A 17561-nucleotide genomic window follows, 5' to 3' on the forward strand; every position below is an offset into this window, starting at 1 on the left:
CTCCCGGGCGAACGGTCCGCAGTCGCGGGATGAGGCTGCAGTAGGACTCAGCGTCCTCAGCCAGCGTCTGCTATCGGACCGCGCCTACCCGCACGGCGCGGCGGGGACTACAGTCTGGTGTCATGACGACTTCACCCGTAGATGCCGCCAACGATTCAGCCAACGACGCCGAAGCCCTGGTCGCCGCCACCGCCCGCGCCGCCCGCCAGGCCCAGCGCGCCCTGGCCGGGCTCAACCGGGAGCGCAAGGACGCCGCCCTGCACGCCCTGGCCGACGCGCTGGCCGCCCGCGCCGACTTGATCCTCGCCGCCAACGCCCGGGACCTCGAGCGCGCCCGCGCCGCCGATATGAAGCCCGGACTGATCGACCGCCTCGCCCTGGACGGCGATCGCATCGCGGCCATCGCCAGCTCCCTGCGCGAGATCGCCGCACTGCCCGATCCGGTCGGCCAGATCGTCGACGGGCAGACCCTGCCCAACGGCCTGCGGGTGCGGCGTGTGCGGGTACCGCTCGGCGTGGTCGGCATGATCTATGAGGCCCGCCCCAACGTCACCGTGGATGTGGCCGCCCTGACCCTGAAGTCTGGTAACGCCGTCGTACTGCGTGGCGGTAGCGCGGCCGCGGACACCAACGCCGCCATCATCACGGTGCTGCGCGACGCCCTGACGGCGGCGGACCTGCCCGCCGACCTAGTCACCACTATCGACCCGGCGGGCCGTGCCGGCGCCACCGCCCTCATGCACGCGCGCGGCCTGATTGACGTGCTTGTACCCCGCGGCGGGGCGGGCCTGATCCGTGCGGTGGTGGAGGAGTCAAGCGTCCCAGTGATCGAGACCGGCTCAGGCAACTGCCATGTGTACGTGGATGCGGCTGCTGACCTGGCTGCTGCCGTTGAGATCATCGTCAACGCCAAGACCCAGCGGGTCGGTGTGTGCAACGCCGCCGAGACTCTGCTCGTACACCGGTCTGCCGCCTCCGCCTATCTGCCTGCTGCGGCAGACGCCCTGTGGGAGCGCGGAGTCACGCTGCACGTTGACGCCGGCGCGCGCGCCTACCTAGAGGAGCAGGCCTCCGCCCAGGGCCGCTCGGAGCTGCTGGTGGACGCCACCGAGGCGGACTGGGAAACCGAGTACGGTAGCCTGGACCTGGCGGTGCGCGTGGTTGACGCCATCGATGACGCCATCGCCCACATCGCGGAATACTCGACCGGACACACCGAGGCGATCCTGACGCAGGACGTCACGGCGATGAACCGGTTCGTCGTCGGCGTCGACTCGGCCGCTGTAATGGTTAACGCCTCCACCCGTTTTACGGACGGCGGGCAGTTGGGGCTGGGGGCTGAGCTCGGCATTTCCACCCAGAAGCTGCACGCCCGCGGGCCCATGGGCCTGGCGGCGCTCACCACCACTAAGTGGATCGTCGAGGGGGAGGGGCACGTCCGTCCCTGATCCCGGCGGCCTACTCCCCGTAGCCGGGGCGGTATCCCAGGAGGACAGAACCCGTGAATCCTGATCGTGGCAGACCGTTGGCAGTACTAGTAGCCGTCGCGGCGGCGGTGCTGCTCGTGTGCGTAGGTTTGCTGGTATTCCGTCGGCCGGCGGGGCTCGGCGACGAGCCGGGCATCGCCATGACCCCAACCGCCTCCGCTACCGCCGCGGCTGCGCGCAGTGCCGGGCCGCTGATGACGCCACCCGCAGCCACCGTCACGGCAACCCCCAGCGCCGGTAGTGACGACGACGGCGACGGTGCTGCCGCCACGCCGCAGGTGGTACAGCCGGCGCCGCCTCAGGCCGTCACCCCGCAGACGAATGGAGGTTCCGGCGCCCGCACCGATACCGATGACGATGATGACGACGACAAGGACGACGATGATGACGACGACGACAAGGACGACGACTGAGCGCAGTGCGTGCTCCCGGACGGGAGCACCGCAGGAGGAGCGCCGGGCGCCGGACCGTCAGCTCAGTCGGTAGCCGACTCCGCGTACTGTCTCCAGCCTGTCCTTGCCGAGCTTGCTGCGCAGGTAGGAGACGTAGACATCCACTACGTTGGAGCCGGGATCGAAGTCGAGTCCCCAGACGTTGGCCAGCAGCTGCTCCCGGCTGAGCACCTGGTCGGGATGACGCATGAACACCTCTGCAAGAGCGAACTCTCGCGCGGACAAGTCCACCCATTCCCCGTTCACCCGCACTCGGCGGGTGCGTATGTCTAGGGCCAGGTCCCGGTGCACCAGGAGGCCGGGATCAGGGGCGGCGGTCTCCTGAGGGCGCAGTCGCAGCCGGATGCGGGCCACGAGCTCGTCGAAGGAGAAGGGCTTGGGCAGGTAGTCGTCGGCGCCCCCCTCCAGGCCGGCCACCCGATCAGCCACGGAGGAGCGGGCGGTGAGCATGATGACCGGCGTGCTCACACCCTGACCGCGTATGCGTTCAAGCACCTCGAAACCGTCGATGTCCGGCAGGCCCACGTCAAGCAGGATGATGTCCGCCTCGCCGAGCAGTGCCATCTCTACGGCGTCCGCCCCGTTGTCCACTACTTTGGGCACGAATCCGGCGGCCTTGAGCCCCTTGGTCAGGAAGGAGGCGATACGGGCCTCGTCCTCTACGATCATTACTGCGGTCATGCGTCAAGCATGGGTGTGGTCATGGTATTCACCCGTCCCTTTCTGCCGCGCCGGGCCGTGCCGGTTCAGGGAGTCGCACGGGAATGCGCAGCGTGAAGGTTGATCCTCTCCCAATCTCGGAGGCGATGTCGAGCCCGCCGCCGTGGGCGTCGGCTATGTTCTCCACGATACTCAGCCCCAGCCCCGAGCCCGCGGCACGCCTTTGCGCCTGGGCTGTGCGGGCGAAGCGACGGCGCACCTTCTCCAGGTCCTGCGGCGCGATTCCGATGCCCTCGTCACGTACCCACACCCGCAGTTCGGTGTCCGTTCCAAAGCCTGCCCCGATCGCCGAGCCGAGCCAGATCCGGGAGTCCTCCTCGGAGTACTTAACGGCGTTAGCCGCCAGCTGCAGCCAGGCCTGGGTGATGCGTGCCGGGTCAAGCATGACCGTGCCCGATGCGCACGCCTCCAGTCGCCAGCGCCGCTCGCCCAGGGCGCTGGCCTTATCGAACACCTGCATGGTCAGGGTCTCCGCATCCGTGGCCTCGGGGGTCACGAAGTCGCTCTGGGAGCTGCGCGCCAGCTCCAGCAGATCTCCCACCAGCGCGCTCATCCGGTCCAATTCGTCCAGGGCCAGCTCGGAGGTCTGGCGCACGTCTTCAGGGTCAGCGGGGTCGATGAGCTCCAGGTGACCGCGCACCACCGTGATGGGGGTGCGCAGCTCGTGCCCGACGTCGTCGAGCAGCTCCCGCTGTGCCTCCACCGCCCGCTGGACGCGATCGAGCATGCGGTTGACTGCGGCTGCCAGTGCGGAGAGGTCATCGCGGCCGCGAACGCGCACTCTGGTGGTCAGGTCGCGCTCGTCGATTGACTCAGTGGCGTTGCGAAGCTCCCAGATGGGGCGTAGTAGCCGACCGATGCTGAGCCATGCCAGCGCGGTCACTAGCACCACTGTGACGGAGGCGGCCGCCGCGTAAAGCCGCATGGTGCGCCATACGCCCGCCTCGGCCGCGTCGAGGTCGACGGCTCGGACTAGTGCCGCTGTGGTGTGCCCGTCGGACAGAGGTACTACCAGTACCCGGTAACGGCCGCCAGCTGTCTTGACGTCGCTGATGGTAGAAATGCCGGAATTCGCCATCGGCAGCAGCTGCTCGACTAGCTCGGCATCGGACTCCGGGCGCATTTCGATGCTGTCGGCAGACACCAGCCGCACGGCGCCGTCCATAATGCCCAGCTGTCCCTCGCCGGAGCCGAGCACGGAGTGGCCCATGTAGGTCTGGAGCACTTGGCCCGGATCGGTCAGCGGTGTTCCGGAGGCGGGGTCTACGCCCGTGCTCGCCAGGCGTCGCAGTTCCTGGCGAGCTAGTACCAGGCGGTCGTCGATATCGGCGTGAGTGGAGCGCAGATCCAGCATCCACACGGCGGCTCCCGAGGTGGCCAGCGCCACCGAGGCAACCAGGACAATTGTCCACATGATCCGGGTGCGTATGGTCGCCCGGGAGAACGGGGCGGTGACCTTCACCCATCTATTGTGCCCGTTGCGGTCCCGATCATGCTGCTTGACCGGGACCGCTTCGGGGCGTGTGCCGCCCACCCGTGGAGTCGGCACTTATTCCCCCGGGGCGCGGTCCGCCCAGGCGTCACCGGGTGAGGCCACTAGCCGCAGGGACTCCCGGGTCCAGGCAGGCAGCCAAGTCTCGGCGCCGGGGCGGAAGGCGTGCACGTGGATCAGCCGGAGCCGGGAGGCCAGGTAGTACGCGGACAATCGTGGGCGGCTGGCGAGCTGGCGGCCCAGGTCCTCCAGGAGGGAGGCTACCCGACCGTGCGCCGTCGTGCTGAGCCGGTTCTGAGCAAGCATCAGGTCCACGTGCGCGGCCAGGTTGCCCACGTCAAGGGCGGGCTCGGCCAGGCAGGCGGTATCCAGGTCCAGCAGGGACAGGGTGCTCCCGTCCCACAGCAGCTGGGCGTCGTGCAGGTCCCGGTGGGATGCGGCTAATGGGTCGCCCGGCTGCTCCAGCACCGCGCACACTCGGGCTACGGCGTCCCCGACCCGCGTCGAGGCCATGGTGGTTCCTGCAAGCATCCCCAGGTTCAGTGTCCGCCGCCGCCAGCTGCGCAGTACCTCGGCCTCGTCGGCCCCGGTGTGCTCCGGCAGCGCCTCGGGGCGGACGACGGCGGGCCACAGCTGCACCAGCCTCTCCCAGCCGGCCATTCCCGCGTCGCCCAGGTCGCGTAGGGAGCTTCCCGGCAGCAATTCTAGGTCCAGGCGGGAGGCGGAGCGGTCCAGTACCCGAGCGGTACGCAGGCCCGCACGCACGAAAGGCCGCGCCGCCTGCGGGTCCGCCAGCCGCGCGGCCCGGCCGGGACGCACCAGCTTGCGCACCCGGTCCTGCCCGAGCACTACGGCCCGGCGGCCTGCGCGGTGGACGACCAGGCGCCCGTCACCGTGCGGGTACAGCAGCCGGGCAGACAGATCGGGTAGTGCCGGGTCCTGCGCGTAGGCCAGGGTGTACACGCTCCCACCGGCGTCGATCCGCCCGGCCCGCAGGCGCCCATCGGAGTCCCTGGCCTCAAAGACCAGGCCGCGGTCCCGATCCGGCCAGGCCCGCTCCAGTCCGGGCAGGGCGCGCAGCGCTGCCACAGCCGGTGTGGGAGCGGCGCCTTGCGTGCCTGAAGTGCTCATGATGCCTCCTGGGAGCAGTCGCGGTAGGGGCCCTGGTCAGCGGCGGCCCCCTTACCTGCGTAATACGCTGCCGCCAGCGCCTCGATCCGGTCCGCCTCCAGCGCGATCCGGCGGCGCCAATGCGGATCACCGTGACGCAGCGGGTCCTGAATGCGCGCCAGCCGGGCGCGAGCGACGGCAGCCAGGAGCTCGGTCCGGGACGGCAGGCTACCGCCGGCGTCGGCGTATCCCTCCAGCAGCGCGTTGCCGGCCTCGGCGCAGGCCACGGCCAGGTAGGAGCCCAGGTCGAGCGCCGCGGGCGCCAGCCGGACACGGTCGAAGTCGGTCAGCCAGATCTCGCCGGTGCTGCGCTCCAGGAGCACCTGATCGGGGGAGGCGTCGCCGTGGGCGAGCACCTTCGGTCCCCGCAGCGTCCGGCCCGGCAGGAGCTCGCCGAGTCGGCGCACCCGGGCGGCCAGGGCCGGGTCGAGGTGATTGAGGATGCGCGTGTGCATCAGGGCCAGGGCCTGGGAGTCGGAGTCGTCGTCGTCAAGATCCCGGCGCAGTGCAGCGGGCAGGTCGGCAGTGGCGGCGTGCAGGGCTGCCAGGGCGGCCCCGGCGCGGGCTGTGGCAGCCGGATCGTGGTGGCGGCTCAGGTCCGTGTCGCCGACGAAGCGCTGGAGGCTGATGTGCCCGGATACGGCTCCGCCCGGATCGGGGGGTGCCGGCGGCACGGGGACGTATCGGCCGGCGAACTCCTGCAGCGCCTCGCTGCGGCGCTGCGAGCCGGCAGTCACCCGCACCACGCCGCGGGACGTGCGGGCAACCAGGCGGCGCAGCGGGTTGTAGCGCAACAGGTTGCCCTCCAGGCCTGCCAACAGATCCTCGCTGCGGGCCAAGGCTATGTGCTTGGCGAGGCTTGGATCGGCGGCAACCTCACCGGCCTGGAACAGCAGCCCGTCCCCGGTGTCGTACTGGGTGGTGCGCAGCCCCAGGCGCTCGGCTCGGCGAGCGGCCTTGCCGGCCTTGTCACGACTGGCAGGCCACAGCAGTCGGGCCCAGCCCGCACTGCGGTCACGGCCCGCCTGCAGCAGGGAGACGGTGACTGACACGCCGGGCTTGATACGCACCCGGGCGGCTCTTACTGGCGCTTGTACGAGCTCACTGAGGCGGTCCGGATCCAGCACCGCGTCCACGGCGTTGCGGGTGCTACTGATGTACATGGGTCCTCCTACTCGTGTCGCCGTGATGGCTTTCTCGTGCGATTACGGTTCGGGTCGGCCATGCGGCGCCCACCCGCGTCGGTACCCGGATCGTCGGTGGTCAGCAGCTCCTTCTGGGCGGCGCCGGCGGCAGCCCAGGCGCGGAAGGCCGCAGACTCGTCCAGGAGCTGCTGCGGCGGGCCGTCGAGACGGACCTGACCGTCCTCGATCCACACCACCCGGTCGGCGCGCATGGCGACTTCGGTCTCATGCGTGACCGCCAGCAGGGTGCGCCCGCGTGAGAGCCGGTCGACGGCGTCGAGCACTGCCGTGGAGGAGGCCGGATCCAGGCCGGTGGTGGCCTCGTCGAGGATGACCACCGGGGCGTCGCGCAGCAGGGCCCGCACAATGGCGACGCGCTGGCGCTGCCCGCCGGAAAGGGTGCCGCCGCGTTCGCCGACGACCGTGTCGTAGCCGTCGGGCAGGGAGGCGATGAACTCGTGCGCCCCAGCCGCCACGGCGGCGGCCTCGATCTCGGCATCGGTCGCCTCCGGCCGGCCCATGCGGATGTTCTCGCGGATAGTGTCGGCGAATAGCACCGCCTCCTGGTGCAGCACGGAGACCTGGGCGCGCAGCTCGGTCAGGTCCAGGCTGGTCAGGTTGTGACCGTCCAGGCGCACCCTGCCGTCCGCCGGGTCGAGCGCCCGCACCACCAGCGAGGTCAGGGTGGACTTGCCCGAGCCCGAGGGACCGATGATGGCCACGTGCTCGCCGGCTCCGATCTGCAGATTTACCCCGTGCAGGATCTCGTTGCCGTCATACTCCGTGACCACGTCCTCGAATGCCAGGGAGCCGCGCACATGCCCGAGCGGCACCGGATCGACGGGGGAGACGATGTCTGGGTGCACGTCCATGAGGTTGGCGACCCGCTCTCCGGAGGCCGCGGCCCGGGCGATGCGGCCGGTGTACTTGGCCATATCGCGCAGCGGCTTCATGGTGGTGCGCAGATAGGTGTTGAACAGGACCAGGTCACCCGGGGTCATGGCCCCGGCTAGGACTCGCAGTCCGCCTCCCACCAGCACCACCGCCGAGGCCAGGCCCACGATCACATCGGTGGTGCGCTCCAGGCGAGCAGCCAGCCGCAGGGAGCGCACACCAGCGTGTAGTGAATTCTGGTTGGCGTTGACGAAGCGGTCCTCGACGATCGGCTCCAACCCGTAGGCCTGCACCACCTTGATGGTGCTCAGCGCCTCCTGGGCGGTGTTAGCCAGCTGCCCCTCGGACTTGCGGGTGCGGCGGGCCGCTGAGGTGATCTTCTTGGAGCTGCCGGAGGAGGTCAGGAAGAACAGGCTGATCGCGGCTACTACCACCAGTGACAGCAGTGGGTCCAGCCAGACCATCACGCCGAGCATGACCGTCAGGGTGAGCACATTGGCGGCCAGAGGCAGCCCTGCTGTTACCGCCACGTCCTGCATGCGGGCCACGTCGGACACGAGTCGCTGGACCGTGTCGGCGGAGCGGTTACGGGAGTGGAACTGCTGGGAGAGCGTCTGCACGTGGTGGAAGACGCGGCGTCGTAGCGCAATTGCGGTGCGGGACCCGGCCAGTGCGAAGGACACAGTGGCCAGGTAGTTGCACAGCGCCCGCATGGCGACGATCGCAATGAGCGCTGCCCCCAGCCCGAGCAGGCGTGCCAGGTTGGCGGGCGCGTAACCGGTTGCGGCTCCCAGCGAGGACAGCACCGAGTCGATCACGATCTTCATGGGCCAGGGCTCGGCCACGCGGAAGGCCACCTCGGCCAGCAGTGCGATGGTGCCGCCCGCCACCAGTTTCGCCTGCGGCCGCAGGTCCGGAGCCACCAGTCGCAGGGTGCGGCTCAGCGCGGAGCGGGTAATCTGCGGCTCAGGCATGCTGCGCCTCCGTCAGGGTCAGTATCTGAGCGACGACGGCGTCCCAGCTATGGTGCTTCTCCGCGCGACGTCGGCCCAGCTCCCCGCGCCGCGCGCGCAACTGCGGGGCAACGGCGAGTGCGTCCAGGGCAGCGGCCAGGGCCGCAGGGTTCGACGGCGGCACCAGCATCCCGATGCCGTCCAGCAGCCGGGGCAGCTGGCCTACGGCGGAGGCGACCACTGGCAGTCCGGCCGCCAGGTACTCCAGCACCTTGAGCGGGGAGAAGTACTGCTCATCCTCTCCACCCAGGTCCGGGTAGGGGGCGACGCCGACGGCGCTGCCGGCCAGTGCGGCGGGAATCTCCTGGGGAGCGAGCGCCCCCCGGAAGTCAACATCCAGGCCGAGTTCCTCCGCCTGGGCGTGCAGCGCGTCCCGCTCCGGCCCGTCACCGATGATGCGCAGGGTCCAGCTCTCCTTGGCCAGGGACGCTGCGCGCAGCAGGTCTGCCACGCCGTGCCACGGCTTGAGCGTTCCCACGAAGGCGACGACGACGCCGTCGGGGTCCTCGGGGAAGGGGCGGATACGGTCGGGGTTGACCCCATTGGGGATGGTCACCGCCCGCGGGGCGTCGACGTGGCCGTGTACCCAACGGCGTACCGGCTCGGAGACGCATACGGTGGTGCGGGCGGCGCGCACCTGGGCGCGCAGGGCCGCGACCGCGCCCTCCTCGTTGACCAGCTCACGATGCTGGCGCTGCTCGTCTATAAGCGGGGAGTTGACCTCCAGCACGCCGGGGATGCCGGCCTCGGCCAGCTGCGCCAGGGCCCCGGAGAAGAGGGAGTAGCGCTCGTACACCAGATCGGCGCCGTCGGCGAGCGCCTGCTGTGCCAGCAGGCGGGAGGCCTCCGCCTGGGCGTCTTCGCGCGCGGCTGCATCGTCGGCGTTCACGCGGGTGATGTGCACGGGAAGGTCGGTCAGGTCCGCCGGCACCAGGTTGCCGCGGCGCACCGCGTACACGGTGACTACGTGGCCGGCGCGCCGTAGGGCCCGCACGACTTCCTGAATGTGGACGGACGCGCCCTTGGAGCCGAATACGGGCACGCCGGGGTCGGCGCAGATGTAGGCGATACGCATCAGTGAACCTCTTCAAGCTCGGGGTTTGACTGCCAGGCGGAAAGGACTGCTGCCTGGCTGCGGGAGTCGAAGTCCCGCTCGATCAGGGCGCGGGCGTTGCGGGCCAGCGGTGCTGGGTCAACAGTGCCCTCCGCCAGTTCCCGCAGGGCGCGTGCGAGGGCCTGCGGGTTGCTGTGCGGCAGCAGGATCCCGGTGTCGCCGTCGCGGATGACCTCCGGCAGCCCGGTGACCTCGGTGGCGATTACGGGTGTGCCGCAGGCCATGGACTCCAGCACCACCGTGGGCAGGCCGTCGATATTGCCGTCCTCAGCGGGCTTGCTGGGCGCGGCAAACACCTGGGCGCGGCCCAGCAGGGCGCGTACCTCCGCCTGGGTGAGCGGACCCAGCAGATTGACGCGGTCTTCCAGTCCTAGGGCGGTGATCTGCCCTGCCAGGCGGTCGTGCTCCTCGCCCTCGCCGGCAATGTCCACCACGACCGGTACGCCGGCCTTGGTCAGGATGCCGACGGCGTCGATGAGGTCATCGAAGCCCTTCTTGGCCACCAGCCGCCCCACCGCCGCGACGTGCAGCGGGCCGTCAGCGGGGGCAGGGGGACGGAATGGGAAGCGGTCGAGCTCCAGGGCGTTGTACCGCAGCTCGATGCGCGCTCCGGTGCCGGCGAGCAGCGAGTGCAGGTAGCGCTCGTTGTAACGGCTGATGGCGATGACCCGGTCAGCATCGGCGCAGATTCGGCGCAGCCACAGCTGGTCGACCGACTCGTGGAAGATGTCCTTGGCGTGGGTGGTCACCGTGTAGGGGATACCGCTCAGCCGGGAGGCGATCCAGACCACGCGGCCCGCCAGGGAGGCGAAGTGTGCGTGCAGGTGGGTGATGCCGGCGTCGCGGGCGCTGCGGGCCAGTGCCGCACCCTGGGCAACCTCGTCTCCGGGCAAGTCGGCCACTGCGGGGAGGATCTCCGCCAGGCGGGTGCGCATGGCCGGCTCGTTGACCGAGCCGGCCAGCTGCTCCCACATGTCAATGGCGCGGCGCGGGCGCGGAACCCAGTTCACCTGTGCCCTGACGCGGGCGATCTCGGGGTGAAAGCGGGAGTCGGTGGTGGGGCGCAGCGCGAAGATCGTCAGGTCGTCGCCCAGCGACTCCCGGGCGAGCATCTCAGTGACCACGAAGGTTTCTGAGAAGCGGGGGTAGACCTTTAGTACGTAACCGATGCGGGTCATGACGCTATCTCCTGAAAAGAGCTTGGGGAGGTGAGTTGAGTGCGTAGCAGCGCGGCGGCGCGGCGAGCGGCGACGGATAGCCCGTCGGTGTCGAGGCTGGTGCGGGGCATCCGCCGATTAACGGCCCCGGCGGCCCAGACGCTCAGCTTCTTGGGGCTGAGCTCGTTGGTGCGCATGACGTCGACGGCCTTGACCTGCTCAAGGGCGCGAGCGCGGATGAGCTGCTCAAGCCGTGGCTGCTCACGGGGAACGATGAGCGCGGGAGTGCCGGTGGCCAGGATCTCGCAGGAGGTGTTGTAGCCACCCATCGCCACTACCGCGGAGGCGCGCTCAATCCACCGGCTCAGCCCGGGTAGTGAACGGTGCACCTCGGTGGCGGGACCGGCGGCGGTGTGCACGGCGTCGAAGCCGGCCTCGTCCAACTGGGGTCCGGTGACCAGCACGTGGCGGTAGCCGGGCGGCGGGGTCATGCGGGCGGCACTGCGCAGCAGCTCGAAGCCGTCTGAGCCGCCGCCGACGGTGGTCAGGATGAACGGGTCCGATGGCACCCTGCGGCCGTGGTCGAGCTGGCTGCGGCCGTTGGCCAGGTAGCCGGTGAACACGGCACGATCACGCAGGGACATGGGGATCTCACCGGTTGCGATGGGATCGTGCACGGCGGGATCGCCATAAACCCACACCTCGTCGATCAGCTCGCGCAGGTTGGCGGGAGTGTCCAGGTTGCGCCACTCGGCGGCGGCGACCTCTGGCGCGTCGAGTACTTCGCGCAGGCCGAGCACGATTCGGGTGCGCGGGGACGTGGCGCGCAGGTGCTTCAGGGGAGCGCGCAGCTCCTTTCGGACACCGTAGATGTGGCGGTCTACGATCACCAGGTGCGGGGCGAAGCGTTGCAGGGCGGAGGCCACTAGCCCCGAGCGCAGCGTCGCTAGCGAGTCGGGCGTGCCCCGCAAGCCGCGCGGCCGGTAGCCGCCGGAGCTCTTCGTGAATCCCGGCAGAACCAGCCAGTCGAAGCCGGCGGGCAGGGAGAAACCGGGGGCCGGCGACACTCCGGCCACTAAGAGGCCGGTGACGGAGGCTCCGGTGAGGGCGGGCAGGTCTGCGGCGAGCCTGTGCGCCAGCGCCAGATTGCGGCGCAGGTGCCCCAGCCCCTGGGCGTCGTGGCTGTAGAGCACCACCCGGATGCTTGGCGGGCTGGGACGCAGGGTCAGGGCGTGTGAGGATGTCGCGGCGTTAGCCGGTGGAACGGGCACGGGGCCGTGTACGCCGGCCGGTAGCACTGAGGGGTACGGCGCAGTCTGCCTCGCGTGCGGCGTCAGGGCGTGTACTGCGCGCGGCAGGTGGGGCTTCAGCGCTTGTGTCAGGGGAGATTCACTAGTCATGGGAGTCTTCTTTCCAATCGCCTGGCGGCTTCGGTTAATAGACTCCTGCGGGCTCAGAAGGTGACGATGAGATGACTATGAGAGTTCTCTAAGACGGCGTACCGGCCCGTCACCGGGGCCTGCGAAACGCCTGGGCCGGCAGCCTTTGCCCGGCCCGGACGCATGTAGGAGGGCGCCCGAGGTGATGCTCGGGCGCCCTCCTGGGCCTGCTGCACTCCGGATCGTCAGCCTGGACTCCGGACTTTGGCCGGGTCAGCCGACGGGACCTAAGGCGCCGGCGCGTTCGCCGGTCAGACGATGAACGGGGCGGCTAGGAAGCCCAGTGCCACGCACACGATGATGGCGGCGGTGCCCGGAAGCACGAAGGGGTGGTTGAGAACCATCTTGCCCACTCGTGTGGATCCGGTGTCGTCCATCTCCATGGCGGCAACCGTCGTCGGGTAGTTGGGGAGCAGGTAGTAGTTCGCCACGGCTGGGTAGGAGGCAACCAGCGCAGTCCCCGGAAGGCCCAGGGCGACCATCAGAGGCATGAACGCCCGGGTGGTGGCGGCGTGCGAGAACATCAGCGGCGCGGCGAAGTAGAAGAACACCGCAACCAGCCACGGCGCGGCCTGGAACGGGCCGGACAGGGCGTTGGAGATGGTCTCCTCGTACTGGTTGACAAAGGCATTGCCAAGCCAGGCAAGACCCAGGATGCACACGGCGGCTGTCATACCGGCACGGAAGGTGTCCTGGGTGGCGATCTGGGTGGTCGGCTTCTTAGCCGCAGCGCAAATGACCGCGGCGGTAGCCAGCATGATGGTCATGATCGCCGGGGTGGAGCCCATCGGCGGGTCGGACATGATGCCCAGCTCGGGGGAGGAGATGGTGGCGTAGGTAACCACCGCAATGAGGGCGCCCAGGAAGATGAACAGGCTGGGGACTGCACTGGGAGCCGCCTGGTAGTTGGCTGCCGCGGCAGCCGAGGGCTTGACCAGGCCCTTGGCCTTGCGCTCGATGTAGACCGGGTCGTCCTCAAGCTCGCTGCCCTGGAAGTAGGCGACGACGGCGCCGACCATGCAACCGATGAAAGTAGTGGGGATGACGATGGCCAGGCACTGCAGGTAGCCGATGTTGATCGGCTCCAGCGCGACGACCAGGGCCACCATGGCAGCTGAGATCGGGGAGGCTGCCACACCGACCTGGGAGGAGACTACGGCGATTGATAGTGGGCGCGACGGGCGGATGCCGTGTCCCTTGGCCACGTCCACGATGACGGGGATGACTGAGTAGGCGGTGTGTCCGGTGCCGCACAGCAGCGACATCAGGTAGGTGACGATTGGCGCGAGGAACACGATCTGCTTGGGGTGTTTGCGCAACAGCACCTCGGTCAGGTGCACCAGGTGGTCCATGGCGCCCGCCAGCTGCAGGGCGGCAACTGTGCAGATCACTGACATGATGATGCCGATCACCTCCCAGGGGGCGTCATCTGCGGAGGTGTGCACGCCGGTCAGGACCAGTACGAGGATGCCGGCTCCGCCGGCGAGGCCGATACCTACGCCGCCCATGCGTGCGCCAATGACTATGAACAACAGGACGACGGCCAGATGGAACCAGATCATCGTCGGTCTCCTTTCGGGATGAGGCTGTGTGGTTCTAATGCTGTCCTCATGCGCTTCCGGCCGGTGACCGCAACGGGAAACACCGTTCTTGCCGCTGATCTGGTCAGGGACTTGTGTGGGGCGTGGCTGGGAGGATGACGACAACCTGCTGTGATCGTAGCCATATTTGGGTGTGGGCGCGCGCATTTCGTGTCGGTGATGTCATGACTAATAGGCCGTATCGGACATCTCAACATTGGCGTGCAGCGTGTGAGAGTCGGTATCGGTGCCCGCGGCGTGGCAGTATGTATGCGCCCGTGCGCAATCGGCGTGCGGAGTGGACCGGAGGAGCGCGCGTGGCGACAGACAACGTGAAGGGGCGCCTGTGAGCGACAGCAGCGCGCGTCCCCTGCGCATCGGGATCATGGGGGGCACCTTCGATCCCATCCACCACGGACACCTCGTTGCCGCCTCCGAGGTGCAGGACGTCTTCAACCTTGACGAAGTCATCTTCGTGCCCACGTGGGCGCAGCCCTTCAAGAAGGACAGAAGGGTCTCCCCAGCGGAGCACCGTTACCTCATGACGGTCATCGCAACCGCATCCAACCCGCGCTTCACGGTCTCGCGAGTGGATATCGACCGGGGCGGTACCACCTACACAATTGACACGCTCCACGACATCATGGCGGAGTATCCCGGCGCGGAGCTGTACTTCATTACCGGCGCCGACGCCCTGGCGCAGATCCTGACCTGGAAGGACAATGAGGAGATCATGTCCTTGGCTCACATGGTCGGAGTGACGCGTCCGGGTCACGTCCTGACGGATACGGGTCTTCCGGCCGACAAGATCTCACTGGTGGAGGTTCCCGCGATGGCTATCTCGTCCACTGCTTGCCGCAAGCGGGTCGGACGGGGCGGCCCGGTGTGGTACCTGGTACCCGACGGCGTGGTCCAGTACATACGCAAGTACGGTTTGTACCGGACGGTCGAGAGGTCTGCATCAACCACGTCCATGACCGCCCATGTGGCGCGTGAGCAGTCCCTGAGGAAGGAGAACGAAGGTGAGTGAGAACACCGACGTCAACCAGACTGAGCCCGGCGCGTCGGCTGCCCCCGCGCGTCGCAGTCGTCGCGCTATGCGCGAGGCGGAGCGGGCCGCCGAGCGCGAGGCCTTCCTGACCGGGCAGCAGCCATTGCTTACTCGGCGGGAAATGAGGCGCCTGCGCGAGGAGGCGGAGGCCCTGCAGCGTGCGCTTGAGTCCGGCGAGATCACTCCTGAGCAGGCGCGCGCACTCCAGGATCCGCTCGCTGACCAGCCGGTTATTCCACTGCCCTCGCACGAGTCCTCCGGGTCCCGCGCCGCCTCGGCAACACCTGCCACTGACGGCGCTGCGGACCGCACGCCGACGCCGGCCACTGCACAGACACCGGCAGACCCGGGTGCGGCTGCCGAGGACCGGGCCGAAGCTGGTGCGGAGGGCCGGTCGGAGGGTCAGGCCGCGGCAGCGCAGACCACGCCCACTGACACCTCTGACGATGCTGCCGACGTGGTGGCCTCACCCACGCAGCAAGCTGAAACTGCCGCACAGCCGGGACGCGCGCCGTCCGCACAGACACCGGCCCTGGTGCCCACGGCTGAGCAGTCCGCACCGCCCGAGTCGGCGGAGTCGGCGGAGGATGGTGCTGCCGACGTGGCTGCGGCTGCAGGCGCGGCCAGCGCCCCTTCCCCGCAGGCGGCGGACGCCAACCTGACTGAGGCGCAGAAGGAGGAGCTGGCCTCGTTGCCCACCGGCGTCATGGAGGCCGTTGACGCGCCGATTCTGTCTGAGTCTGAGGCCGCGCAGCCTAGTGCGCTGCCGACCCGGCGCTCACTGCGTAATCGACTGGCTGCAGAAAACGCCCCTACGGATGGGGAGCGGCCACATGACGCTGCTGCTGACGAGCACGAGCCAGGTGCGGGCGAGGACGGAGCTGCAGGCGCCGGCGAGGCGCCGTCCCAGTCAAGTGACGAGCAGGCGCAGCACGAGGGCGTGGACTCGGTTCCAGCAGCGGAGGAGAACCCCGCTGCCGTGCCGGCGCGGCGTCCGATTGTGCGCATTCCGTCCGCTGCGCAAGGGGTGCGTACGGTTGACACCAACACGGGTGAACTGACCGTGGTTCAGCCGGTCATTCAGCCTGATGCAGCTTTGCAGGTCACTGGCCACTCCAGTGCGGACGCGGCGGCAGACTCGGAACACGAGTCGGCCAACTCGGCAGATGCAGCTCAGGCAGAAGCACCGGAAGAAGCTGAGCCCCAACCCGACCCCACCGAGGTATACGGCGGTATTGACAATCCCCAGTGGCGCTCCCTGGACGTGGCAGACGCCGCGGTGCCGGAGGCCGCGTCGTCTGCGGCTACGGCGGCAGGGACGGAGGCTGAAGCGGTGCCCGAGGCCGCTGCCGACTCGAAGGTGGCAGCGGACGGCGGGTCTCGGGTGGGGCATACGCTGCTTATCATCCTGCTGGCCGTAGTGATCGCGCTGGTTGTCCTTGCCATCGTGTGGTACCTGCGCAGTAATGGCGTCATCGGCACCCTGTCGCAGGCGCTCAGCGCCTGGATGCCACTGCTCACCTGATCACCCCTTGCCACTAGAGTTATCGCAAAGCCATGCACCAGCTGCAGAAGGAGCCCCGTGCCCGCTACTGAACACGCCGTTGAACTGGCCGTGGCTGCCGCCCGTGCCGCCGCCGAGAAGAAGGCGCAGGATGCCGTCGCGATCGATGTCTCTGAGCGCCTGGCCTTCACGGACATCTTCCTCATCGTTTCCGCCGGGAACGAGCGGCAAGTGCGCGCCGTGGTCGACGCCGTCGAGGAGGCGATGCTCAAGGCCGGCGCCAAGGCCCGGGTTCGGGAGGGTCTCGAAGAGGCCAATTGGGTGCTGCTGGACTATGCCGACGTGGTTGTGCACGTGCTGCAGGATGAGGACCGCGAGTACTACGGGATTGAACGTCTTTGGAAGGACTGTCCGCTCGTGCCCCTGCCTGCCGCCGAGCCGACTTCCGCCCAGGGCTGAGATCAGCCTGCTTGGGATGCTTAGAACATGACACGGCTGGTTCTGTGGCGGCACGGGCAGACCGACTACAACGCCGGTATGCGGGTGCAGGGCCGCATTGACATTCCCCTCAATGCCGCTGGCCTTGAACAAGCACGCGCCGCCGCGCCCGGGCTTGCCGCGCTGGACCCAGTACGTGTCGTCTCTTCTCCGCTGACCCGCGCCCGGCAGACGGCGCAGGAGCTGGCGGAGCTGACCGGCAGGCAGATCGAATTCGACGAGGGTTTACTCGAACGCTCTTTCGGTCGTTGGGAGGGGCTCTCACGCTCGGAGATGGAGGCCAGCTGGCCCGAGGAGTTTGCCGCCTGGCGCGTGGGTGAGGACCCCATTGGAGTGGGCGTGGAGACCAGGGCGGCAACCTCGGCGCGTGTCGGCGCCGCCCTACGGCGCATTGTCCGGGACACGGAGGCTAGCGCGGAGCAAACCATCGTGGTTGTCTCCCACGGCTCGGCGATCACCCTTGGCGTTAGCCACCTGCTGGAGCTGGACTGTGAGGCGTGGTTCGGCTTGAGAAGCATGGACAACTGTCGCCATGCGGTGGTGGCTCCGGGGGAGCGGAAGCCAGGCTGGATGCTAGCCGAGTGGAACGTGCGGTGAGCGGCGGGGTGCGGAGTCGGTGCGCAGCCGCCGCGGGCACACGGGTGAGGCACGGCACGTGTTTTTGATTTGCTCGGAACGGTCCTGACTTCGTAGAGTTTGGGCGTTGCCCATGCAAGGGGCGACGCCCGCGAGGGGCTATGGCGCAGTTGGTAGCGCGCTTCCATGGCATGGAAGAGGTCGGGGGTTCGAATCCCCCTAGCTCCACG

The 17561-nt window shown here is 68.8% G+C and carries 15 protein-coding genes and 1 tRNA gene; 7 read left to right on the top strand and 9 right to left on the bottom strand.

Annotation, left to right across the window (positions count from 1 at the left end):
* The first annotated feature begins 122 nt into the window (after positions 1 to 122).
* Together GZ997_RS07975 and GZ997_RS07980 are read left to right on the top strand one after the other, a co-directional pair.
* Positions 123 to 1448 (top strand): glutamate-5-semialdehyde dehydrogenase, encoded by a 1326-nt coding sequence (locus GZ997_RS07975; protein WP_162679514.1) that lies wholly within the window; start codon positions 123 to 125, stop codon positions 1446 to 1448.
* Positions 1449 to 1501: 53 nt separating this feature from the next.
* A complete protein-coding gene (locus GZ997_RS07980) occupies positions 1502 to 1900 on the top strand; it encodes a hypothetical protein (RefSeq protein ID WP_161923789.1) in 399 nt (132 codons plus the stop codon).
* Between the two features lie 57 nt (positions 1901 to 1957).
* Here GZ997_RS07980 and GZ997_RS07985 read toward each other — a convergent pair whose 3' ends face one another.
* From GZ997_RS07985 to GZ997_RS08025, 9 genes are all read right to left on the bottom strand, one after another.
* Positions 1958 to 2620, bottom strand: a complete 663-nt coding sequence (locus tag GZ997_RS07985; RefSeq protein ID WP_161923790.1) for a response regulator transcription factor — start codon at positions 2618 to 2620, stop codon at positions 1958 to 1960.
* Between the two features lie 28 nt (positions 2621 to 2648).
* Positions 2649 to 4121: a HAMP domain-containing sensor histidine kinase gene (locus GZ997_RS07990; RefSeq protein ID WP_308807220.1), complete on the bottom strand. Its 1473-nt coding sequence runs from the start codon at positions 4119 to 4121 to the stop codon at positions 2649 to 2651.
* Between the two features lie 87 nt (positions 4122 to 4208).
* Entirely contained in the window at positions 4209 to 5282 is a 1074-nt protein-coding gene (locus tag GZ997_RS07995; protein ID WP_162679515.1) for a serine kinase, read from the bottom strand.
* Positions 5279 to 6484, bottom strand: coding sequence for a phosphotransferase (locus GZ997_RS08000; RefSeq protein WP_162679516.1), 1206 nt, complete (start codon positions 6482 to 6484; stop codon positions 5279 to 5281). Before GZ997_RS08000 ends, GZ997_RS07995 begins: the two co-directional genes overlap by 4 nt.
* 8 nt (positions 6485 to 6492) lie before the next feature.
* The gene (locus tag GZ997_RS08005; protein ID WP_202616269.1) at positions 6493 to 8373 is read right to left on the bottom strand and encodes an ABC transporter ATP-binding protein; all 1881 of its coding nucleotides are present in this window, start codon (positions 8371 to 8373) and stop codon (positions 6493 to 6495) included.
* Positions 8366 to 9487 carry a glycosyltransferase family 4 protein gene (locus GZ997_RS08010; RefSeq protein WP_162679517.1) on the bottom strand — a complete coding sequence of 374 codons (1122 nt, stop codon included), beginning with the start codon at positions 9485 to 9487 and terminating at the stop codon, positions 8366 to 8368. Before GZ997_RS08010 ends, GZ997_RS08005 begins: the two co-directional genes overlap by 8 nt.
* Positions 9487 to 10704, bottom strand: a complete 1218-nt coding sequence (locus GZ997_RS08015; protein WP_162679518.1) for a glycosyltransferase — start codon at positions 10702 to 10704, stop codon at positions 9487 to 9489. Before GZ997_RS08015 ends, GZ997_RS08010 begins: the two co-directional genes overlap by 1 nt.
* The gene (locus GZ997_RS08020; RefSeq protein WP_343212303.1) at positions 10701 to 11954 is read right to left on the bottom strand and encodes a glycosyltransferase; all 1254 of its coding nucleotides are present in this window, start codon (positions 11952 to 11954) and stop codon (positions 10701 to 10703) included. Before GZ997_RS08020 ends, GZ997_RS08015 begins: the two co-directional genes overlap by 4 nt.
* A 419-nt stretch (positions 11955 to 12373) precedes the next feature.
* Complete coding sequence (locus GZ997_RS08025) at positions 12374 to 13684, bottom strand: anaerobic C4-dicarboxylate transporter (protein WP_161923795.1); 1311 nt, start codon at positions 13682 to 13684, stop codon at positions 12374 to 12376.
* 364 nt (positions 13685 to 14048) lie between these two features.
* Between GZ997_RS08025 and nadD the strand changes: the two genes are divergently transcribed.
* The 5 genes from nadD to GZ997_RS08050 all read left to right on the top strand — a co-directional run bounded on the left by nadD (position 14049) and on the right by GZ997_RS08050 (position 17559).
* A complete protein-coding gene (gene nadD / locus GZ997_RS08030; protein WP_161923796.1) occupies positions 14049 to 14732 on the top strand; it encodes a nicotinate-nucleotide adenylyltransferase in 684 nt (227 codons plus the stop codon).
* Positions 14725 to 16278: a hypothetical protein gene (locus GZ997_RS08035; protein WP_162679519.1), complete on the top strand. Its 1554-nt coding sequence runs from the start codon at positions 14725 to 14727 to the stop codon at positions 16276 to 16278. Before nadD ends, GZ997_RS08035 begins: the two co-directional genes overlap by 8 nt.
* Before the next feature lie 57 nt (positions 16279 to 16335).
* A complete protein-coding gene (gene rsfS, locus GZ997_RS08040; protein WP_161923798.1) occupies positions 16336 to 16716 on the top strand; it encodes a ribosome silencing factor in 381 nt (126 codons plus the stop codon).
* A gap of 27 nt (positions 16717 to 16743) precedes the next feature.
* Positions 16744 to 17352, top strand: coding sequence for a histidine phosphatase family protein (locus GZ997_RS08045; RefSeq protein ID WP_161923799.1), 609 nt, complete (start codon positions 16744 to 16746; stop codon positions 17350 to 17352).
* Positions 17353 to 17486: 134 nt separating this feature from the next.
* A tRNA-Ala gene (locus GZ997_RS08050) sits at positions 17487 to 17559 on the top strand.
* Positions 17560 to 17561: the final 2 nt, after the last annotated feature.

The organism is Actinomyces sp. 565 (assembly GCF_010365615.1).
Lineage (GTDB): Bacteria > Actinomycetota > Actinomycetes > Actinomycetales > Actinomycetaceae > Actinomyces.